The sequence below is a fragment of the Marinobacter mangrovi genome (genome assembly GCF_016798325.1).
GTDB lineage: Bacteria > Pseudomonadota > Gammaproteobacteria > Pseudomonadales > Oleiphilaceae > Marinobacter_A > Marinobacter_A mangrovi.
The window spans coordinates 304,916-322,688 of sequence record NZ_JAERVO010000003.1 but is presented as its reverse complement, the minus strand read 5'-3'; the positions used below and the strand labels follow the sequence as shown (position 1 = coordinate 322,688).

The 17,773-nt window shown below is 63.2% G+C and carries 16 protein-coding genes and 2 riboswitches; of the genes, 7 read left to right on the top strand and 9 right to left on the bottom strand.

Annotated elements, in window-relative coordinates; translation table 11 throughout:
* The first annotated feature begins 110 nt into the window (after positions 1 to 110).
* Positions 111 to 572 (top strand): winged helix-turn-helix transcriptional regulator, encoded by a 462-nt coding sequence (locus tag JL474_RS11125; protein WP_123633843.1) that lies wholly within the window; start codon positions 111 to 113, stop codon positions 570 to 572.
* Between the two features lie 143 nt (positions 573 to 715).
* Entirely contained in the window at positions 716 to 1,411 is a 696-nt protein-coding gene (locus tag JL474_RS11120) for an OmpW/AlkL family protein (protein WP_123633844.1), read from the top strand.
* A 48-nt stretch (positions 1,412 to 1,459) separates the two neighbouring features.
* Here the strand turns inward: JL474_RS11120 and JL474_RS11115 are convergent, their stop codons facing one another.
* Positions 1,460 to 2,743, bottom strand: coding sequence for a DEAD/DEAH box helicase (locus JL474_RS11115; protein ID WP_203142119.1), 1,284 nt, complete (start codon positions 2,741 to 2,743; stop codon positions 1,460 to 1,462).
* A gap of 271 nt (positions 2,744 to 3,014) precedes the next feature.
* Here JL474_RS11115 and JL474_RS11110 point away from each other — a divergent pair, with 271 nt between their 5' ends.
* Positions 3,015 to 3,878, top strand: a complete 864-nt coding sequence (locus JL474_RS11110) for a type 2 periplasmic-binding domain-containing protein (RefSeq protein WP_203142118.1) — start codon at positions 3,015 to 3,017, stop codon at positions 3,876 to 3,878.
* Here JL474_RS11110 and JL474_RS11105 read toward each other — a convergent pair whose 3' ends face one another.
* Positions 3,879 to 4,493 carry a LysE family translocator gene (locus JL474_RS11105; protein ID WP_203142384.1) on the bottom strand — a complete coding sequence of 205 codons (615 nt, stop codon included), beginning with the start codon at positions 4,491 to 4,493 and terminating at the stop codon, positions 3,879 to 3,881.
* A 125-nt stretch (positions 4,494 to 4,618) separates the two neighbouring features.
* On the opposite strand from JL474_RS11105, the gene JL474_RS11100 reads away from it, so the two are divergent.
* Together JL474_RS11100 and JL474_RS11095 are read left to right on the top strand one after the other, a co-directional pair.
* Positions 4,619 to 5,227, top strand: coding sequence for a GNAT family N-acetyltransferase (locus JL474_RS11100; RefSeq protein ID WP_203142117.1), 609 nt, complete (start codon positions 4,619 to 4,621; stop codon positions 5,225 to 5,227).
* 119 nt (positions 5,228 to 5,346) lie between these two features.
* A complete protein-coding gene (locus JL474_RS11095; protein WP_203142383.1) occupies positions 5,347 to 6,051 on the top strand; it encodes a DUF3047 domain-containing protein in 705 nt (234 codons plus the stop codon).
* Here JL474_RS11095 and JL474_RS11090 read toward each other — a convergent pair.
* The gene (locus JL474_RS11090; protein WP_203142116.1) at positions 6,035 to 6,865 is read right to left on the bottom strand and encodes a substrate-binding periplasmic protein; all 831 of its coding nucleotides are present in this window, start codon (positions 6,863 to 6,865) and stop codon (positions 6,035 to 6,037) included. The two genes, JL474_RS11095 and JL474_RS11090, sit on opposite strands and share 17 nt — an antisense overlap.
* Positions 6,866 to 7,129: 264 nt before the next feature.
* On the opposite strand from JL474_RS11090, the gene JL474_RS11085 reads away from it, so the two are divergent.
* Positions 7,130 to 8,041 (top strand): esterase/lipase family protein, encoded by a 912-nt coding sequence (locus JL474_RS11085; protein ID WP_203142115.1) that lies wholly within the window; start codon positions 7,130 to 7,132, stop codon positions 8,039 to 8,041.
* Entirely contained in the window at positions 8,038 to 8,337 is a 300-nt protein-coding gene (locus JL474_RS11080; protein ID WP_203142114.1) for a hypothetical protein, read from the top strand. The genes JL474_RS11085 and JL474_RS11080 overlap by 4 nt, the downstream gene beginning before the upstream one ends.
* Here the strand turns inward: JL474_RS11080 and JL474_RS11075 are convergent.
* The 6 genes from JL474_RS11075 to glmU form a co-directional block, all read right to left on the bottom strand.
* Complete coding sequence (locus JL474_RS11075) at positions 8,324 to 9,175, bottom strand: universal stress protein (RefSeq protein WP_203142113.1); 852 nt, start codon at positions 9,173 to 9,175, stop codon at positions 8,324 to 8,326. The genes JL474_RS11080 and JL474_RS11075 overlap by 14 nt on opposite strands.
* Before the next feature lie 73 nt (positions 9,176 to 9,248).
* Positions 9,249 to 10,736, bottom strand: a complete 1,488-nt coding sequence (locus JL474_RS11070) for a SulP family inorganic anion transporter (protein ID WP_123633852.1) — start codon at positions 10,734 to 10,736, stop codon at positions 9,249 to 9,251.
* Between the two features lie 103 nt (positions 10,737 to 10,839).
* Entirely contained in the window at positions 10,840 to 12,345 is a 1,506-nt protein-coding gene (nhaB, locus tag JL474_RS11065; RefSeq protein ID WP_123633853.1) for a sodium/proton antiporter NhaB, read from the bottom strand.
* Between the two features lie 483 nt (positions 12,346 to 12,828).
* Positions 12,829 to 14,073: a D-amino acid dehydrogenase gene (locus JL474_RS11060; RefSeq protein WP_203142112.1), complete on the bottom strand. Its 1,245-nt coding sequence runs from the start codon at positions 14,071 to 14,073 to the stop codon at positions 12,829 to 12,831.
* Between the two features lie 56 nt (positions 14,074 to 14,129).
* A riboswitch (glycine riboswitch) is annotated at positions 14,130 to 14,242 on the bottom strand.
* A riboswitch (glycine riboswitch) is annotated at positions 14,243 to 14,336 on the bottom strand. It abuts the riboswitch before it with no gap.
* A 93-nt stretch (positions 14,337 to 14,429) separates the two neighbouring features.
* Positions 14,430 to 16,262, bottom strand: coding sequence for a glutamine--fructose-6-phosphate transaminase (isomerizing) (gene glmS, locus JL474_RS11055; RefSeq protein WP_203142111.1), 1,833 nt, complete (start codon positions 16,260 to 16,262; stop codon positions 14,430 to 14,432).
* A gap of 24 nt (positions 16,263 to 16,286) precedes the next feature.
* A complete protein-coding gene (glmU, locus tag JL474_RS11050; RefSeq protein WP_203142110.1) occupies positions 16,287 to 17,654 on the bottom strand; it encodes a bifunctional UDP-N-acetylglucosamine diphosphorylase/glucosamine-1-phosphate N-acetyltransferase GlmU in 1,368 nt (455 codons plus the stop codon).
* Between the last annotated feature and the right edge of the window lie 119 nt (positions 17,655 to 17,773).

Here is a 17,773-nt window from a genome sequence, read left to right as displayed (position 1 = left end):
GTAGCCTCCTGAGGAATGGGGAGCCGGATGACATTCGGCGAATTTGGTTTCGTTATGCAACCCTATTTAATCCGGTTTCAAAATGCAACTCTTTTCGGTAGACTCGAACCATGGCCAGAAAACGTTTTGATGATTCCAACTGCTCCGTGGCCCGGGCCCTGAATGAAGTCGGGGACTGGTGGTCGCTGCTGATCGTGCTGCAGGCGATGTACGGCACACGCCGCTTCGTCGACTTCCAGCAGGAGCTCGGCATTGCCCGCAATATCCTCTGCGACCGCCTGGCTCGCCTGGTGGACAATGAGGTCCTGCGCAAAGTGGAAGTGGGTGAACACGGCTCACGGCATGAATATCGCCTGACCGAGAAAGGCCGGGACCTGTTTCCGGTGGTGGTCGCCCTGCGCCAGTGGGGCGACAAGTGGAATCCGGCCCCCCATTGCGGTGCCCTGGATCTGCGCGACCGGGCCACGGGACAGTCAATTCGGCCCATGACCGTCCAGAGCGCTGACGGTGAGCCCCTTTCGGTCCGTGATGTGTTTATGCCGGACGCCGAAAGCACCTCCAAAACCGGTTGATTCAGAACTGCATTTTTTGAGCTGAATCAATGGATTGATGATTCCCGCCCGGCGCTCTCCGAATTCTTGCGTCAGATCAATATCCGACGCCGGCGACGCCCTACTCTCAGGCTATTCCCTCTTTTCATATCAAGGAGATAGCCATGAGAAAGACCGTCCGTTACGGCCTGATTGCAGCCGCCCTGTTACCCGCTTCCCTCGCCCAGGCCCACGAGGCCGGCGACCTGATCCTGCGTGCCGGAGCGGCTATGGTCGATCCACACGATTCCAGCGGCGACGTCCGGGTTGGCAGCACCAAACTGGATAACTGGAAAGTGAGCGTCGATTCCGACACGCAACTCGGTCTGACCGCCAGCTATATGCTGAGCCAGCATTGGGGGATCGGCGTGTTGGCCGCCACGCCTTTCAAACACGATATCAATGGCGCCGGTGCCCTGGGCGGTGCCGGCAAGCTGGCCGAGACCAAACATCTGCCGCCCACCGTCACGCTCCAGTATTTCCCGCTGGATCCGGGGATGACGATTCAGCCGTATGGCGGGATTGGCGTGAATTACACCCACTTCTTTGACGAGAAGACCACCGACACGCTAACCAACGCCCTGGGCGCGGCTTCAACCGATATCAAGCTGGATGACAGTGTGGGGCTGGCGGCCGAGTTGGGAGCGGACGTGATGCTGACCGATCGACTGCTGCTGAATGCCGCCGTCTGGTACGCGGACATCGACACGACGGCCACCATCAAGGCCTACGATGGCGCCGGCAACAAAGTGGCCACCGGGAAGGTCGATGTGGATATCGATCCGTTCGTTTACATGATCGGCGTCGGTTACCGGTTCTGAGCCGGCCGGAAAGGAAACGGGCCGATACGGAATCGGCCCGTTTTGATGCTAGGCGTTAGCGGACGGACGACGGGCGCCACCGCCGGAACGACCCCGACCACTGCGACGACGCGAGCTGTTGTTCCGCGGCGGTCCGCCTGCGTTACGCTTGCCGCCGTTACCGCCGCGCCCCTGATCATTGCGGGGCTTGGTGGCCAGGGCAACACTGGGTTCGAACCCGTCGATCACTTCCCGCGTCAGGTCCTGCTTGATCAGCTTTTCAATGCCGCCCAGCAGTTTGCCTTCGTCGGCACTGACCAGTGATACCGCGTGGCCGCTCTCTCCGGCCCGGCCGGTACGACCGATCCGGTGGACGTAATCTTCCGGCACATTCGGCAGTTCGAAGTTCACCACCTGGGGCAGTTGCTTGATGTCCAGGCCCCGGGCGGCGATGTCCGTCGCTACCAGGACGCGAATCTCGCCTTCTTTGAAATGGCTCAGGGCCCGTGTGCGGGCGTTCTGGGACTTATTGCCATGGATCGCCGCCGCAGTGATCCCGTCACGCTCCAGTTTCTGGGACAGCCGGTTGGCGCCGTGCTTGGTGCGGGTAAACACCAGCACCTGCTGCCAATCGTTGTCATGCACCAGACGGGCGAGCAGCGCCGTCTTGCGATTCTGGTCCACCGGGTGAACCGTCTGGCGCACGGTTTCGGCGGTGGTGTTGCGCGGTGCCACGTCGATCTGGACCGGCTCATTCAGCAGGCCTTCCGCCAGCTTGCGGATCTCCGCTGAGAACGTTGCTGAAAACAGCAGGTTCTGACGCTGTTTCGGCAGCAGGGCCAGGATCTTGCGGATGTCGCGGATAAAGCCCATGTCGAGCATGCGGTCCGCTTCGTCCAGCACCAGTATGTCCAGCGCGTCAAAACGCACGGCGCCCTGCTGGTACAGGTCCAGCAACCGGCCGGGTGTGGCGACCAGCACATCCACGCCTTCGCGCAGCTTCCGGATCTGCGGGTTAATCTTGACGCCGCCGAAGATGACGGCGGAGCTCACCGACTGGTAGCGGCCATAACGACCCACGCTCTCGCCCACCTGGGCGGCCAGTTCGCGGGTCGGTGCCAGCACCAGCGCGCGCACGCCCTTACCACGACGCGGCAGTTCGCCAAGACGCTGCAACAGCGGCAGCGTGAAGCCGGCGGTCTTGCCGGTACCGGTTTGCGCGGCGGCCATAACGTCGCCACCGGATAAGACGGCGGGAATAGCCTGGGCCTGGATGGGGGACGGCTCTTCGTAACCCTGTTCGCGGGTCGCACGCAACAATGCCTCGGACAGGCCGAGTGATTCAAAACTCATAGATATGATCTCGTGCGATGCGCTGACCGGCCATGGGCACGTGGCGCATCGGATGGACTAAAACGACTGCAGGCATCGCCGGGTTGGCGTGCCGCCCTCTGAAAGGTCGTATAAGTGGGGCCGCGCCGATGGCGGCGAAGTCCTTCGAGGTAGGAATGTGAGGAGCCTAACAGAGTTCGCCCATAAAAACGACGTCGGGCACCTGTGGATAACCGTGACAGGACCATATCCCCTATACTAGGAAACTATTGAACCTGTCCCGGAGACGATGATGCTGTGGTATCGCCTCGGCCTGATTGGCGTGTGTGCGTGGCTAACCCTGCCTGCGGCCGCCGCGACCTTTCGTGTGGGGTTGCTGCACGGCGATGCCGAGGTGTTCGACTACGAGCTGTCGGTGATCCGCCTGGCCCTCGACCACGCCCCCGGCACGCAGACGCTGGAAGTGGTCCCGCTGCCGAAAGTGCCCCAGAACCGTGTGTTCGCCATGCTTCATGAGGCGCACCCGAAGATCAACGTCTTCTTCAGTGGCTACAGCCCGGAACGGGAAGAGAACCTGTTGCAGGTCAACATTCCCATGACCCGGGGCCTGCTGGGCTACCGCCTGTTTGCCGTGCGCAAGGATCGGATGGCTGAACTGAGTCCAATCGACACCCTGTATGAGCTGCAACAGGTCACCGTTGGCTCCGGCACCGGTTGGCCGGAGAACCGGATCCTGGAACACAACGGCGTCAAACTGGTGACCAGCCAGTATGAAAACCTCTGGCGTATGCTCGAGTACCAGCGTTTCGACCTGTTCCACCGTGGCATTCAGGAAATCTTCACCGAGCTGGCCAAACCCGGCCGGGAAAACCTGGCGATGCTGCCCGGCGTGGCCCTGGCCATGCGCTACGACTACTTTCTCTATGTGTCGAAGTCGCGACCAGACCTCCACGACATCCTGAAACAGGGTCTGCTGAAGGCCTATGACGACGGATCGTTCATGAACAACTTCCGCCACCACCCCGCCATCCGGGCCGCACTGGACCAGGGTGAGCTGGACAAGCGTCAGATCATCTGGCTGGAGACACCGGAAACCAGCCGCACGCTGGATCAGATCCCGGATCGCTACTGGCACCTGCCGTCGCAGCAGGAGTGATCAGCGCTGGGCGCTGGCCAGAACGGCTCCAAAGAACAGAAAGGTAGAGCCGGCGGTCCGGTTCATCACGCGCCCGCCCCGCTCCGACGTCAACCAGCCTCGAATCCGCTTCGCGCCCAGGGCGTAACCCAGGTGTACCAGAGCCACGATCACCGCATACGTCAGCGTCAGCAGGACAAACTGGATCTGGAAATCGCCGGCCGGATCGATGAACTGGGGGAAAATCGACAGGAAGAACAGCACCACCTTGGGATTGCTGAGCTGCAGCACCAACGCTTCAACAAAGCGCCGCCCGAAGCGATCGTCCGCCGCCCCGGTGTCCGTCTGCAGGTTCAGGCCCGGCTTGCGCCACAGGCGAATACCCAGGTACACCAGGTAGGCCGCGCCCACATACTTGACCAGGGTAAAGGCCGTCGCCGAGGTGGCCAGCAGAACCCCCAGACTCGTTGCCGACAGCGCCGACACTACGAGAGCCCCGGCGGAAATCCCCAGGATACCGCCCAACGTGCCGCGCCGCCCCAGGCGCAAGGCGTTCGAGAGGGTCATGACGACACCGGGCCCGGGACTCAGGGCGGTGGCCGTCGCCATCAGCAGGAACAGCAGGTACAGGTGCACCGGAATCTCCATGGGCCAGTCAGCGACAAGGCGGGTGCTTGTGCAACGCGCCTCGATCGGGTGACACTCATTGTCCACCTTCCTGGCAATGGATGCCAGGACGCCCAACACCACACGGAGAACGCATGACGACAACATGGCTTGAAGACGTCACCCTCACGAACCAGACCGCCAGCCTGGTACCGATGGCCTCGGAACACCGGGACGCGCTGGTCGAAGCCGCCAGCGACGGTCGCCTCTGGGAGCTCTGGTTTACCGGCGCGCCGTCCGCCGACACGGTGGACACATACATCGAGCAGGCGCTCAAGGACAAGGCCGCCGGCCGCGCCCTGCCGTTCGTGGTGATCGAGAATGCCAGTGGCGACGTGATCGGTGCCACCCGCTACTGCAACGCCGAGCCGGACAATCGGCGCGTCGAGATCGGCTACACCTGGTACGCCCAGCGCGCCCAGCGCACGGCGGTGAACACCGAGTGCAAGCAGCTGCTGCTGACCCACGCCTTCGAAACGTTGAACGCCATCGCGGTGGAATTCCGCACCCACTGGCACAACGAGGCCTCCCGCCGCGCCATCGCCCGGCTCGGGGCCAAGCAGGACGGCGTGCTGCGCAACCACCGCATTGAGCCCGATGGCGCCTACCGGGATACCGTGGTGTTCTCGATCCTGGAAAGTGAGTGGCCCACGGTAAGGAAATCCCTCGCCTTCAAACTGGCCCGCCTGCGCGAGCGCGGCTGACGTCGAGACGGGCGGGGTATTGTGGCGCCGGTGAGCAGCACCCGACCATGGATACCATGGACGTTGGCCCGGTAAACCCACACAATGGCGAAAAAACGCGCCGGAGAAGCGCCATGACGATGCTGAGAGGGATCCTGCTGGTGGCCACTCTGGCCCTGGTCGCGGGGCCCACGCCTGCAGACACGCTGCAACCGTTTTCCACCATGTCCTCCCTGGATGACGGCTGGGCACCGCTGGAATTTCCCAACATCAATAAACACTCGCAATATCAGTTGGTCACCGAAGACGGTGTGCAGGTGATCAAGGCCCAGACCCGGGGCGGCGCCTCCGGGCGGATTGCCCGAATCCGCATCGAGCCGGGCGACAAGCTGACCCTGCAATGGCGCTGGAAGGTCAGCAACATCTACCAGACCGGCAACGCGCGCAAGAAGGACGGCGACGACTACCCGGCGCGGATCTACGTGGCCTTTGCCTTTGAACCGGACAAGGCCGGTTTCTTCGAACGGGCCAAACGCAAAGCCGCCGAACTGATCTACGGCGAGGAACTCCCCGGCAACGCCCTGAACTACATCTGGGCCAACAAGCTGCCGGTGAATACCGTCATCGCCAACCCCTATACCGACCGGACCCAGATGATCGTGGTCCAGAGCGGGTCGGACCAGACCGGGCAATGGGTCATGGAGTCGCAGGACATCGTCGCCGACTACAAACGCGCGTTCGGCGAGGCGCCGCCGCCGATCATCGGCATTGGCATCATGACCGACGCCGACAATACCGGGGAATCCGCCACCGCCTGGTACGGCGACATCACTCTGGAGCGCTGACGCCCCCTTCCGCCGGCATGGGAAACCCCGGCAGTGCTGAAACCGGCCGTTGATCCCCCGCCAGTGGCAGCGAACCTGTCGCCTTGAGGCGCTGGAAAGCCGCATCGAACGCCTGCCGCATGCGCTCCGACTTGGCGTCTTCTACCGAGAACAGCCAGGCCGCTTCGCGCTCCCGGATAAAACAGTGCTCCAGCCCCTCGGGGCCGTCGGTGGCACCGATCGACGCCACCGGATCCCGGTAATCGAGCAGGTATTCCCCGCGGCGACGGTGCAGCATGTCGACACCGGCCTGATGAGTGGAGGTGTAGGTCAGGTCATTGTCGCCCTGATCGGCCAGGTACTGGGCGAGGCCGCCATAGGTGTAGCCGGAGATCAGGATCAGGCGCTGGTGCCTCAGGTCGCTGAACTGCCGGATGGGCGGCGTGTCCTTGAGATGCCAGGCACTCAGCTCGACGTGGATCGGGCGGGTGGCACTGGGCCGCACCTTACCCTCCAGGGAAGGGATGTGAGTCAGTCCGGGCCAGAGGTCGATGTGGCCCTGCCGCAGGTAGAGATACACCCGGCTGATTGGCAGATAGACGAAAACCGGCCGGTAGCCCGCTTCAATGGCCACTTTGCGGGTCAGGTCGATGACGCTGCCGGCGGGCTGGCCCTGCGAGTCCCGATATTCATAGGGCGGGAAGGCCACATAACCGATTCTCGCGACCGGCGCATCGGCCCGCGCCATGACCGACAACAGGCCGGCCAAAACCGCCGCCAGCACCTGGAACAGGGCGTGGTAACGGACGAACGACCTGATCCAATCGATTTTCACATCGGACTCCGAAAAACCATACGGCTCAACACTCTGCCGGGGAGCGACACAACGCCTCGACCCGGATTTGATCACAGAACACCTGTCTCAACATAACCTGCCCCCCGTCAAGCGACCACTACAGGTGCGCGATTATTTGACGGAGGTGGCGTTTCTCGCACCCGCGTTGATTGGGCTGCCGCTGATTTCGGCCCGACGGGCCAATGGTCCGGACGCCGGCACCGCCCTAAACTGATTATTAAATCATCAACGCGAGTCACTGCCATGCCCTCCTCCCCGCTTGCCCACTGGCAGCATCAGGCGTCAGCCATCCTCAGCGGGCTGCTGGGTGACTGGCTGGCCAGTCGCGGTAATCCGCTGGCGATCGACATGCAGCTCTATCGTCACGGCCGGCCCCTGGTTCTGGATGAGCTGATTCAGGACGGTCAGGCGCCCCGGCGCAGCCTGGTGATCCTGGTCCATGGCCTGACAGAGCTGGAGTCCATCTGGGATTTTCCAGGGCAACCCGGCACCAACTACGCCACCGCACTCTGCGAAGGCTTGGGCGCCGAACCCCTCAGCCTGCGCTACAACACCGGGCGCGCCATTCCCGACAACGGTCGGGCGCTGGCCCAGCAACTGGACGCCCTGGTCGCGGCCTGGCCGGTGCCTGTGGAAAACCTGCTGCTGATCGGCCACAGCATGGGCGGACTGCTGATCCGCAGTGCCTGCCATTACGGGGAAGCTGCCGGCTATGACTGGATACGGGCCGTCGACAGCTGCGTCTACCTGGGCTCACCCCACGATGGCGCCTGGCTGGCGCGTCTGGCGCAGGGCGGTGCCGGCGTGCTGCAGGCCCTGCCCCGGGACTACCTGAAGGCGATCGGCGACGTGATCGATTTGCGCAGTGTCGGCATCCGCAACCTGAATCGCGGCCAGATCACCGACCAGCCGGAGGAACAGCCGCCGCTGCTGGCGACGGCCCGACACTATGCGATCTGCGGCTTGCTGGGCCGGCATCGGGCCAACCCGGCCAACTGGCTGTTCGGCGACGCACTGGTGCATGAGGACAGCGCCCGCGGGCATCACCAGCCGGGCTGGCAGTTGACGGATCAGGCCACGCTGGCGGGGATCGATCATATCCGGCTGGCTCATCACCCGGCGGTGCTGGCCCAACTGGAGGACTGGTTACGATGAAGACGACACAGCGACCGGTGGGTCCCGGAATCTGGTGGCGAGGCGTGGCCGATCTGGCCAGCGCCAGTGCCGAAGTCACTGCCCGCCGTCTGGAAGGAGTGCATCGATCCATCGCCGACGAAACGTTCGATGTGCTGGCCCGGATTCCGGTAACCCGGCCGTTCAGTGAGCCGGTGCGCCGAATCCATCACGGAATTGCAGCGCTGAGCTACCGCGGCGTGGCGCTGGGCGCTCGGGGACTCAACCAGTGGGTTCGGTCCCCGGCGCCCGAGGAGAGAGCGCCTAGCGAAGAATAAGCACCGGCGTCTGGGTGGTGGTCAGCATGCTGGTGGTGGTACTGCCCACGAGGAACTGGCGGATCCGGGAATGGCCATACGCCCCCATCACCAGCAGGTCGATGTCCTGTTCCGCCTGGTAGGCGTGCAGGGTCGGTTCCACGTCGCCGGCGCGGATGGCCACTTCCACGTTGCAGCCCGCTTTCAACAGCTTGTCTTTCGCCTCGTCCAATTGGGCCCGGCGGTCACTGGTGTCCGGTCCCACCATCACCAGATGCAGCGGAAAATCCCTGAAAATCGGGCTGTTTGACAGCAGTTCGATGCCTTTTCGCGCCGTTTCGCTGGCATCGAACGCCAGCATGGCGCTGCGCGGCGTGCTGAACTCATCCGGCACCAGCAACAGCGGGCGATGCAGGGTGCGGATCACCGTTTCCAGCTGACTGCCGATGTGGATGTCCCGATCGGTGCTGCTCTCGCCATGCAGGCCCATCACCAGCAGACGGGTCTCCTGTTCGATGTCCAGCAGGCTCTCGGCCAGATCGCCGTGACGCTGCCGCTGGCGAATGTCTGACACGCCATCTTCGCGGACCCGCGTCTCCGCCGCATCCAGCATGTGCCGGCCCTGCTCCAGCGCCAGCTTGCTGCGCTTCTGGTCCAGCTCGGCCAGCTCTTCCAGCAGGTGCTCGCGGCTGCCGAGGCCGATGCTGCCTGCCAGGTCCGGCTCGGTGGGGTAACGGGCATGATCCAGCACGTGGAACAGGGTCAGCGGCGCATCCAGGCGCTGACTGGCCCAGGCGGCGTAATCACACACCGCCGTGGTGGACCGTGAGCCATCGATGCAGGCTACAACTTGGGACATGAAACCGTCTCCCCTCGCGTTATTATTGATGTTTCCGTACGAACAGTTTGCCCTGATTGCATGACAGCCGTCATCAGTGCCCCATCAATTGATCGGCGGCTTCGGGCTTGTCGTGGATCGCAAACCGATCGACGATGGTGGCGCTCGCCTCGTTCAGGCCGATCACCTCCACGTCCGCGCCTTCCCGGCGGAACTTGATCACGGCCTTGTCCAACGCGCCGACCGCCGTGATGTCCCAGAAATGGGCACGGCTCAGGTCGATGACCACGTTATCCACAGCCTCCTTGAAGTCGAACGCCGCCAGGAATTTTTCGGTGGAGCTGAAGAACACCTGGCCGACCACCTTATAAGTGCGGGTCTGGCCACTCTCATCCAGTGACGGGGTGACCACCATGAACCGGCCGATCTTGTTGGCAAAGAACAGCGAGGCCAGCAACACGCCGGCGAACACGCCCAACGCCAGGTTGTGGGTGGCCACCACCACACACACGGTGACCAGCATCACCAGGTTGGTGGACAGCGGATGCCGGCGCAGGTTGCGCACCGAATCCCAGCTGAACGTCCCGATAGAGACCATGATCATGACCGCCACCAGCGCCGCCATCGGGATCTGCACCAGCCAGTCCTGCAGCACCAGCACCATGAACAGCAGGAAGGTGCCGGCCACCAGCGTCGAGAGCCGGGTGCGGCCGCCGGATTTCACGTTGATCACGGTCTGGCCGATCATGGCGCAACCGGCCATGCCGCCGAGCAGTCCGGAGAAGATGTTGGCCACGCCCTGCCCTTTGCACTCCCGGTTACGGTCGCTGGAGGTGTCTGTCAGGTCGTCCACGATGGTCGCGGTCATCAGCGACTCCAGCAGCCCCACCACCGCCATGGGCAGCGAGTACGGCAGGATGATCCACAGGGTCTCCAGGTTCAGTGGCACGTCTGGCCACAGGAACACCGGCAGGGTGTCGGGCAGGTCGCCCATATCGCCTACCGTGCGCACGTCCAGGCCCAACACCATCGACACGATGGTCAGCAGGATGATGCACACCAGGGGCGAGGGAATCACCTTGCCTACCTTGGGCACCAGCGGGAACAGGTAGATGATGCCCAGACCGGCCGCGGTCATGGCGTAGACGTGCCAGGTCACGTTGGTCAGCTCCGGCAGCTGGGCCATGAAAATCAGGATCGCCAGCGCGTTGACGAAGCCGGTCACCACCGAGCGGGAGACGAACCGCATCAGCGAGCCCAGCCGCAGGAAGCCGAACAGGATCTGGAAGACGCCGGTTAGCAGCGTCGCGGCCAGCAGGTACTGCAAGCCATAATCCTTCACCAGTGTCACCATCAACAGGGCCATGGCCCCGGTGGCGGCTGAAATCATGCCGGGCCGACCACCGGCGAAGGCGATCACCACCGCGATACAGAACGAGGCATAGAGCCCGACCCGGGGATCGACACCGGCGATGATGGAGAAGGCAATCGCCTCGGGAATCAGCGCCAGCGCCACCACGATACCGGCGAGGACATCCGCCCGGGTGTTGGAAAACCAGTGCTTCTTGATGGAAGAGAGCATTGAGAAAGACCTTTGAATTCAGCGTTGTTGCAGGCCGACAAAAAAACACGGCTCTCGTTCGAGAGCCGTGTCAGTCAACCAATATTTGGGAGCCTCGGCCGCGTCAGACCAGGTACACGACGCACAGCAGGCCCACGCCGCCCAGCACCAGGGTATACGGCAACGCCATCAGCACCATGCGCCCGTAGGACAGTCGCACCAGTGGGGCGATCGCGGACGTCAACAGAAACAGGAAAGCCGCCTGGCCGTTGGGCGTTGCCACACTGGGAAGATTGGTCCCGCTGTTGATGGCGATCGCCAGCTGCTCAAAATGGGGCTGGGAGATATCGCCGGCTTCCAGGGCCTGCTTGATTTCGCTGATGTATACCGTCGCCACGAACACGTTGTCACTGATCATGGACAGCAGGCCGTTGGCGACGAAGAACATGCCCGGCTGCTGGGACACCGGCAAAGCGAGCACGTAGTTTATCACAGGTGTAAACAGGTGCTGCTCGTGGATGACCGCGACCACCGCGAAAAAAACCACCAGCAAGGCGGTGAACGGCAGCGCCTCCTCAAACGCCCGGCCGATCTGGTGCTCCTCGGTGATCCCGGTAAACGCGGTAATCAGGATGATCACCAGCAGGCCGATCAGCCCCACTTCGGCCACATGGAAAGCCAGGCCGAGCACCAGGATCACCGCTGCGACCGCCTGTACCCAGAGCCGGGCCCGATCCGCCGGGGTACGGCGCGCCTGCTCGTTAGCCGCAAACTCCTCCAGCACCTGACGGACCGGTTTGGGCAGTCGGGCGCCGTACCCGAACCAGCGGGTTTTCTCCAGCAACGCGCAGGTCAGCAGTCCCGCCACCAGCACCGGCATGCTGACCGGTGCCATGCGCTGGAAGAACTCGACGAAGTTCCAGCCCACTTCCTTGGCAATCAGCAGGTTCTGCGGTTCGCCCACCATGGTGGCCACGCCGCCTAACGCGGTGCCGATCGCGCCGTGCATGAGCAAGCTGCGCAGGAAAGCGCGGAAGACTTCCAGATCTTCCCGATGCAACTCGATAACCCCGTCATCGGAGCCGGTGTTGTGGTCGTCGTGGTGATAGCCCTTGCCGGAAGCCACCTTGTGGTAAACGGAGAAGAAACCCACCGCCACACTGATGATCACGGCGGTGACCGTCAACGCATCGAGAAACGCCGACAGGAACGCCGCCGCCAGCGAAAACAGCAGGCCCAGAAGCACCTTGGACCGTACCCCGATGAGAATGTGGGTGAAGGTCACCAGCAGCAGTTCCTTCATGAAGTAGATGCCCGCCACCATGAACATCAACAGCATGATCACCGGCAGGTTGTGCAGAATTTCCAGATAGACGTCGTCGGCGGTGGTCATGCCGATCGCCAGCGCCTCGATGGCCAGCAGGCCGCCGGGCTGCAGCGGGTAACACTTGAGCGCCATGGCCAGGGTGAAAATGAACTCGGCCACCAGCAGCCAACCGGCCAGGCCCGGTCCCAACCACCAGAAAATCGGCGGATTGATCACCAGGAACAGGAGGATGACCTGCTTGTACCAGGTCGGGGCGTTGCCCAGGAAATTGGCGCGCAGGCCGGCAAAGAGAGTGGAAGGCATAAGGTTGTCATTACGTCGGTGGATTCTTGTGACAGGGGAAGGTGGCCGCATTGGCCTGCGACGGGTCGCGCTTCCCTGCCGTGAATCAACCGGCCTCGTCGCCGGTTATCCCGATAGTAGCAAAGTCTGGGCGCCCTTCGCTGTTTCCGACGACCCAATCCTCCGAAAAGACGGGATTTTTGCGGCTTCAGCCACCCACGCGGCGGGCGGACACCTTGACATCAATCAAATAGAAATGATTTTCATTTGTTTTTAATCGTTTTCTGGACCATGCTCTGGAGGGCAGATCAGTGACCGGAGAACGATTATGAGCGAGTGCGCAACCCGGATGGCCGGCTCGGCCTCGTCGCTTTGCCAGGCATGGCGACGGCTGAAGGCACAGACGCGAGAAGACAGGATAACGACCACGGGTGCCATGACCCGGGCCGTCACCCACCGACAGGCTGCCCATTCGGGACGGCCTCCGGCGATGTAAAACAGCCGCTAGTGGGTAACGCCCACCGCATGTGCGGTGCCGGCCGCCTCGACGCTGTCGGCCAGCATTTCCGCCGTGATCGCGGACAGGGTCCAGCCCAGGTGGCCGTGCCCGGTGTTGTAGAACACCGTGGGCAGATTCCCCTGGCCCACTTTGGGCATCATGTTGGGCAACATGGGCCGCAAACCGGCCCAGGGCACAACTCGGCGCGTGCTGATGCCAGGGAAGCATTCTTCCACCCAGCGGGTCAGCGGGCGCACGCGATCGGCGCGGATGTCCCGATTGTAACCGTTGAATTCGGCGGTGCCCGCCACCCGGAAGCGATCGTCGCCCAGGCGGCTGGTGACGATCTTGGTTTCGTCGTCCAGCAGACTGACATCGGGCGCCGAGGCCTGGGAATCGGCATCGTCCAGGTGAACGGTGATGGAGTAGCCTTTCACCGGGTAGATGTTGACCCGGTCCCCCAGTTTGGCGGCCAGAGCCCGACTGCCGACGCCTGCGCAGACCACCACACCGTCGTAGCTTTGCTGGTCTTCCTGCTCGCCGTCGCTGGAGCGGACCCAGGCGGCGTTGGCGTCTGCCCCCAGATCCTCCACCGCATAGCCGTAGCGGGTGGTCACGCCCAGTCGTTCGATGGCTTGGGCCAGACCAAACGTGAACTTGTGGATATCGCCGGTGGCATCGCTTTCGGTGAAGAAGCCGCCATAGTAGTCGCCGGCCAGGGTCGGTTCGATCGAACGCATCTCGTCCGGGGTGACGGCACGACGTTCCAGGCCGCCGGCGGCCAGCAGTTTGGACACTTCCGCCGCGTGGTCGTAGCCGGACTTATTGCGGTAGATGTGCAGGATGCCGCGCTTTTTCAGGTCGAAGTCGATGCCTTCGCTGCGCGCCCAGTCGAACAGGTACTCGCGGGCGGCGATCGCCATGCGGGTGGTTTCCGTGGTGTTGTGGGCGTATTGCGGAATGGCGGCGATGAACTCGGCAAACCAGCTCATCTTGTGCCAGGACGGCTTGGGGTTGACCAGCAGAGGCGCGTCGCTGCGCATCATCCACTTCAGGCCCTTGATAATGGTTTGCCAGTTGTTCCAGACCTCGGCGTTGGAGGCCGACAACTGTCCACCGTTGGCAAAGGAAGTTTCCATTGCCGCGTAGCGGTTTTTCTCGTACAGGGTCACGTCGAGGCCACGCTTGGCCAGGGAATACGCCGTGGTCACGCCCGTGATACCACCACCAATAACGGCTACTCTTTTCATGAGGCTCTCCAGTTTTCCGGCGTCAGAGGTCGCCTTTCAACCTGAATGTGGTTGAAAGTACCCCTTCCGTCACGGAACCTGAGAGATTCACGAGCCGCAATCGTGCAAGCGGCCGCTTGCTCCTTCGGTGTGCCGGGTGACGCTGTCACCGGCAGCTCTTCGGAAAGTGTTTGTGGGGGCGGTCCTTTTGCCTGAGAGTTTCCGGGGCTGTTGCTCCTTCGGCGCCGATCCCGCTGGGGATCGATCTCTCCCGCCCACACATTATCAATGCGGTCTACATATGACCGCACGTTCATAATAGCAAAAACCGCCCGGCCCACAAACTGCAGGCCGGGCCAGTGGCCCGGAGCCGGTCTCTATTCCACCGTCACACTCTTGGCCAGGTTGCGCGGCTGGTCCACGTCGGTGCCCTTGAGCACGGCCACGTGGTAGGACAGCAGCTGCAAAGGCACCGTGTAGACGATCGGGGCCGTGATCGGGTGCACTTCCGGAATCGACATGACGTGCACGTGGTCTTCCTCATGCAGTCCCGATTGGTCGTCGGCAAAGACGAACAGCTCGCCACCGCGGGCCCGGACTTCTTCCAGGTTGGACTTGAGCTTTTCCATCAGGGCGTTGTTGGGCGCCACCGTGACCACCGGCATTTCGCTGTCCACCAAGGCCAGCGGGCCATGCTTCAACTCGCCGGCCGGGTAGGCCTCGGCGTGGATGTAGGAAATTTCCTTGAGCTTGAGAGCCCCTTCCAGGGCCACCGGGAACATGGCGCCCCGGCCGAGGAACAGGCTGTGGCTCTTTTCCATGAAGGCCCGGCTCATATCGGCGATCCGGCCATCCAGGGACAGCACCTGATCCACCTGCCGCGGCACCTCGCGCAGTGCCCGGACAATGTCGGCTTCCTTCTCGCTGTCCAGGCCGTTATGCCGGGCCAGCGCCAGGGTGAAGATCAGCAGCGCGGTAAGTTGGGTGGTGAAGGCCTTGGTGGAGGCGACCCCGATTTCCGGACCGGCCTGGGTCATTATGACCAGGTCGGATTCCCGCACCAGGGAACTGCCGGGGACGTTGCAGACTGCCAGCGCAGCACGGAAGCCCGCCTCCTTGGCCTGGCGCAGGGCCGCCAGGGTGTCGGCGGTTTCGCCGGACTGGGAAATGGTCAGGAACAGGGTGTCGGGCTGGACCACATGGTGGCGGTAGCGATACTCGGATGCCACTTCCACGGAGCAGGGAATCCCCGCCAGTTCCTCGATCCAGTAGCGGGCCACCATACCGGCGTGGTAACTGGTGCCGCAGGCGATGATCTGGACGTGACGGATACCGGCCAGCAGGTTGCCGGCCTCGGTGCCCAGCGCCTGTTCCAGCACGCGGGAATCGGTTAACCGGCCTTCCATGGTGGCCTGGATCACCCGCGGCTGCTCGTGGATTTCCTTGAGCATGAAGTGGCGATACTCGCCCTTGTCGGCGGAATCGATCGAATGCTCGAAACGCGACACCGGCCGCTCGGCCACCTGCTCATCCGCGTCCCAGATGCGCACGGCATCCCGGCGGATCTCGGCGATGTCACCCTCTTCCAGGAACATAAACCGGTCGGTCACCGGCAGCAGGGCCAACTGGTCCGACGCGATAAAGTTCTCACCGATGCCAACACCGACGACCAGCGGGCTGCCGCGGCGGGTGACCACGATACGGTCGGGATCGTCAGCGTGCATGACCGCGAGGGCGAAGGCGCCATGCAGTTCGGCCACGGCCGTCTTGACGGCGGACAACAGGTCATTCGACTGGCGGAAATAGGATTCGATCAGGTGGGCGACGACTTCGGTGTCGGTCTGGGAGCTGAAAGAGAAGCCCTCGTCCTTCAGTCGGTCGCGCAGAATCTGGTAGTTCTCGATGATGCCGTTGTGGACAATCGCCAGGCGTTCACCGGACATGTGCGGATGGGCGTTCAGCTGGGACGGGATACCGTGAGTGGCCCAACGGGTATGAGCGATGCCGACCACACCCTGGGGCTCGGACTTTTCCAGCGCTTCGGCCAGGGCCTGGACCTTGCCGACTTCCCGTTCCCGCTGCAGGGCCCCGTCCTCGCCGAGGATGGCCATCCCGGCCGAGTCGTAGCCGCGGTATTCCAGTCGCCGCAGTCCTTCCAGCAAGATGGCCGGCACATCCCGTTGTGACACCGCACCTACAATTCCGCACATAATCTTGTCCTGTCGTTCCTGGAGTTACTTCTTCTCGGGCCGGGGCCAGTTCTGGATATTGCGCTGCCGACCGCGGGCCACGGCCAGCTCGTCCGCCTCAACGTCCCGGGTAATGGTGGAGCCAGCGCCGATGGTGGCATTATCCGCGACCGAGACCGGCGCCACCAGCGCCGTGTTGGAGCCCACGAATACGCCGTCGCCCAACTGGGTCAGGTGTTTGTTCACCCCATCATAATTGCAGGTGATGGTCCCTGCACCCACATTCACGTGCCGGCCCAGCACGGCATCGCCGACATAACTCAGGTGGTTGATCTTGGAGCCCTGGCCGACCCTGGCCTTCTTGGTCTCCACGAAATTGCCCACCTTGGTGTTTTCGGCCAGTTCGGTGCCCGGGCGCAGACGGGCGAACGGCCCGATCTGGGCATGCGCGCCCACATCGGCACCATCGATCACCGTGTTGGCATCGATGCGCGCGCCGCTGCGAATCACCGCGTCACGGATAAAGCAGTTGGGCCCGATGTGGACATCGTCTTCCAGCACCACGCGCCCCTCAAACACCGCATTGACGTCGATCACCACATCCTGGCCCGTCTGCAGGGTGCCGCGGACGTCCAGACGCGCCGGATCCAGCAGGGTGGCACCGGCGGTCATCAGCCGTCGCGCCTGCTCGGCCTGGTACCAGCGCTCCAATTCGGCCAGCTGAATCCGGTTGTTGACGCCCTGCACTTCAAACGCCGTCGCCGGATGCGCCACTTTCACCGCCACGTCGTGGGCCACGGCCATGGCAATGACGTCCGTCAGATAATACTCCCCCTGGGCGTTGCTGTTGGACAGACGCGGCAGCCAGTCTTTCAGGTGCCGGGCCGACAGCCCCATGATGCCCGTGTTCACTTCCTGGATGCGCAGCTGCTCGCTGCTGGCGTCCTTCTGCTCGACGATCGCCTGAACGTTGCCGCCGCTGTCCCGCAGGATCCGACCGTAACCGTCCGGATTGTCCAGCGCCACCGTCAGCAGGCTGATCGCCGAATCGCTGACCTGCTCCGCCAGGTGGCCCAGGGTGGCGGCATCCAGCAGGGGCACGTCGCCATACAGCACCAGCACCCGGGCGTCATCCGGCACGTTGGGCAGGGCCTGGGCCACGGCGTGACCGGTACCCAGTTGCTCTTCCTGCAGCACCCACTGGATGTCGTCAGCCGGCGTCGCCGCCCTGACCTGCTCGGCCCCATGCCCGATCACGGTATGGATGCCACTGGCGCCCAGTGCCCGGGCGGTCTCGATGACGTGGTGCAACATCGGTTTGCCGGCCACGGCATGCAGCACCTTGGGCAGCCGCGATTTCATGCGCGAGCCCTGGCCGGCGGCGAGAATGACGACGTGAAGGGGATGGGTCATAGGACGATCGGTTCCTTGGGTGTCGTGGCGGCGATCCGTCGGCCACGGCCTGATGGGTCTGAATTAAAAAAGCCGCATCCCTCGATAACGGGCCGGATCGGTCGTTATGTCGGGAGGCG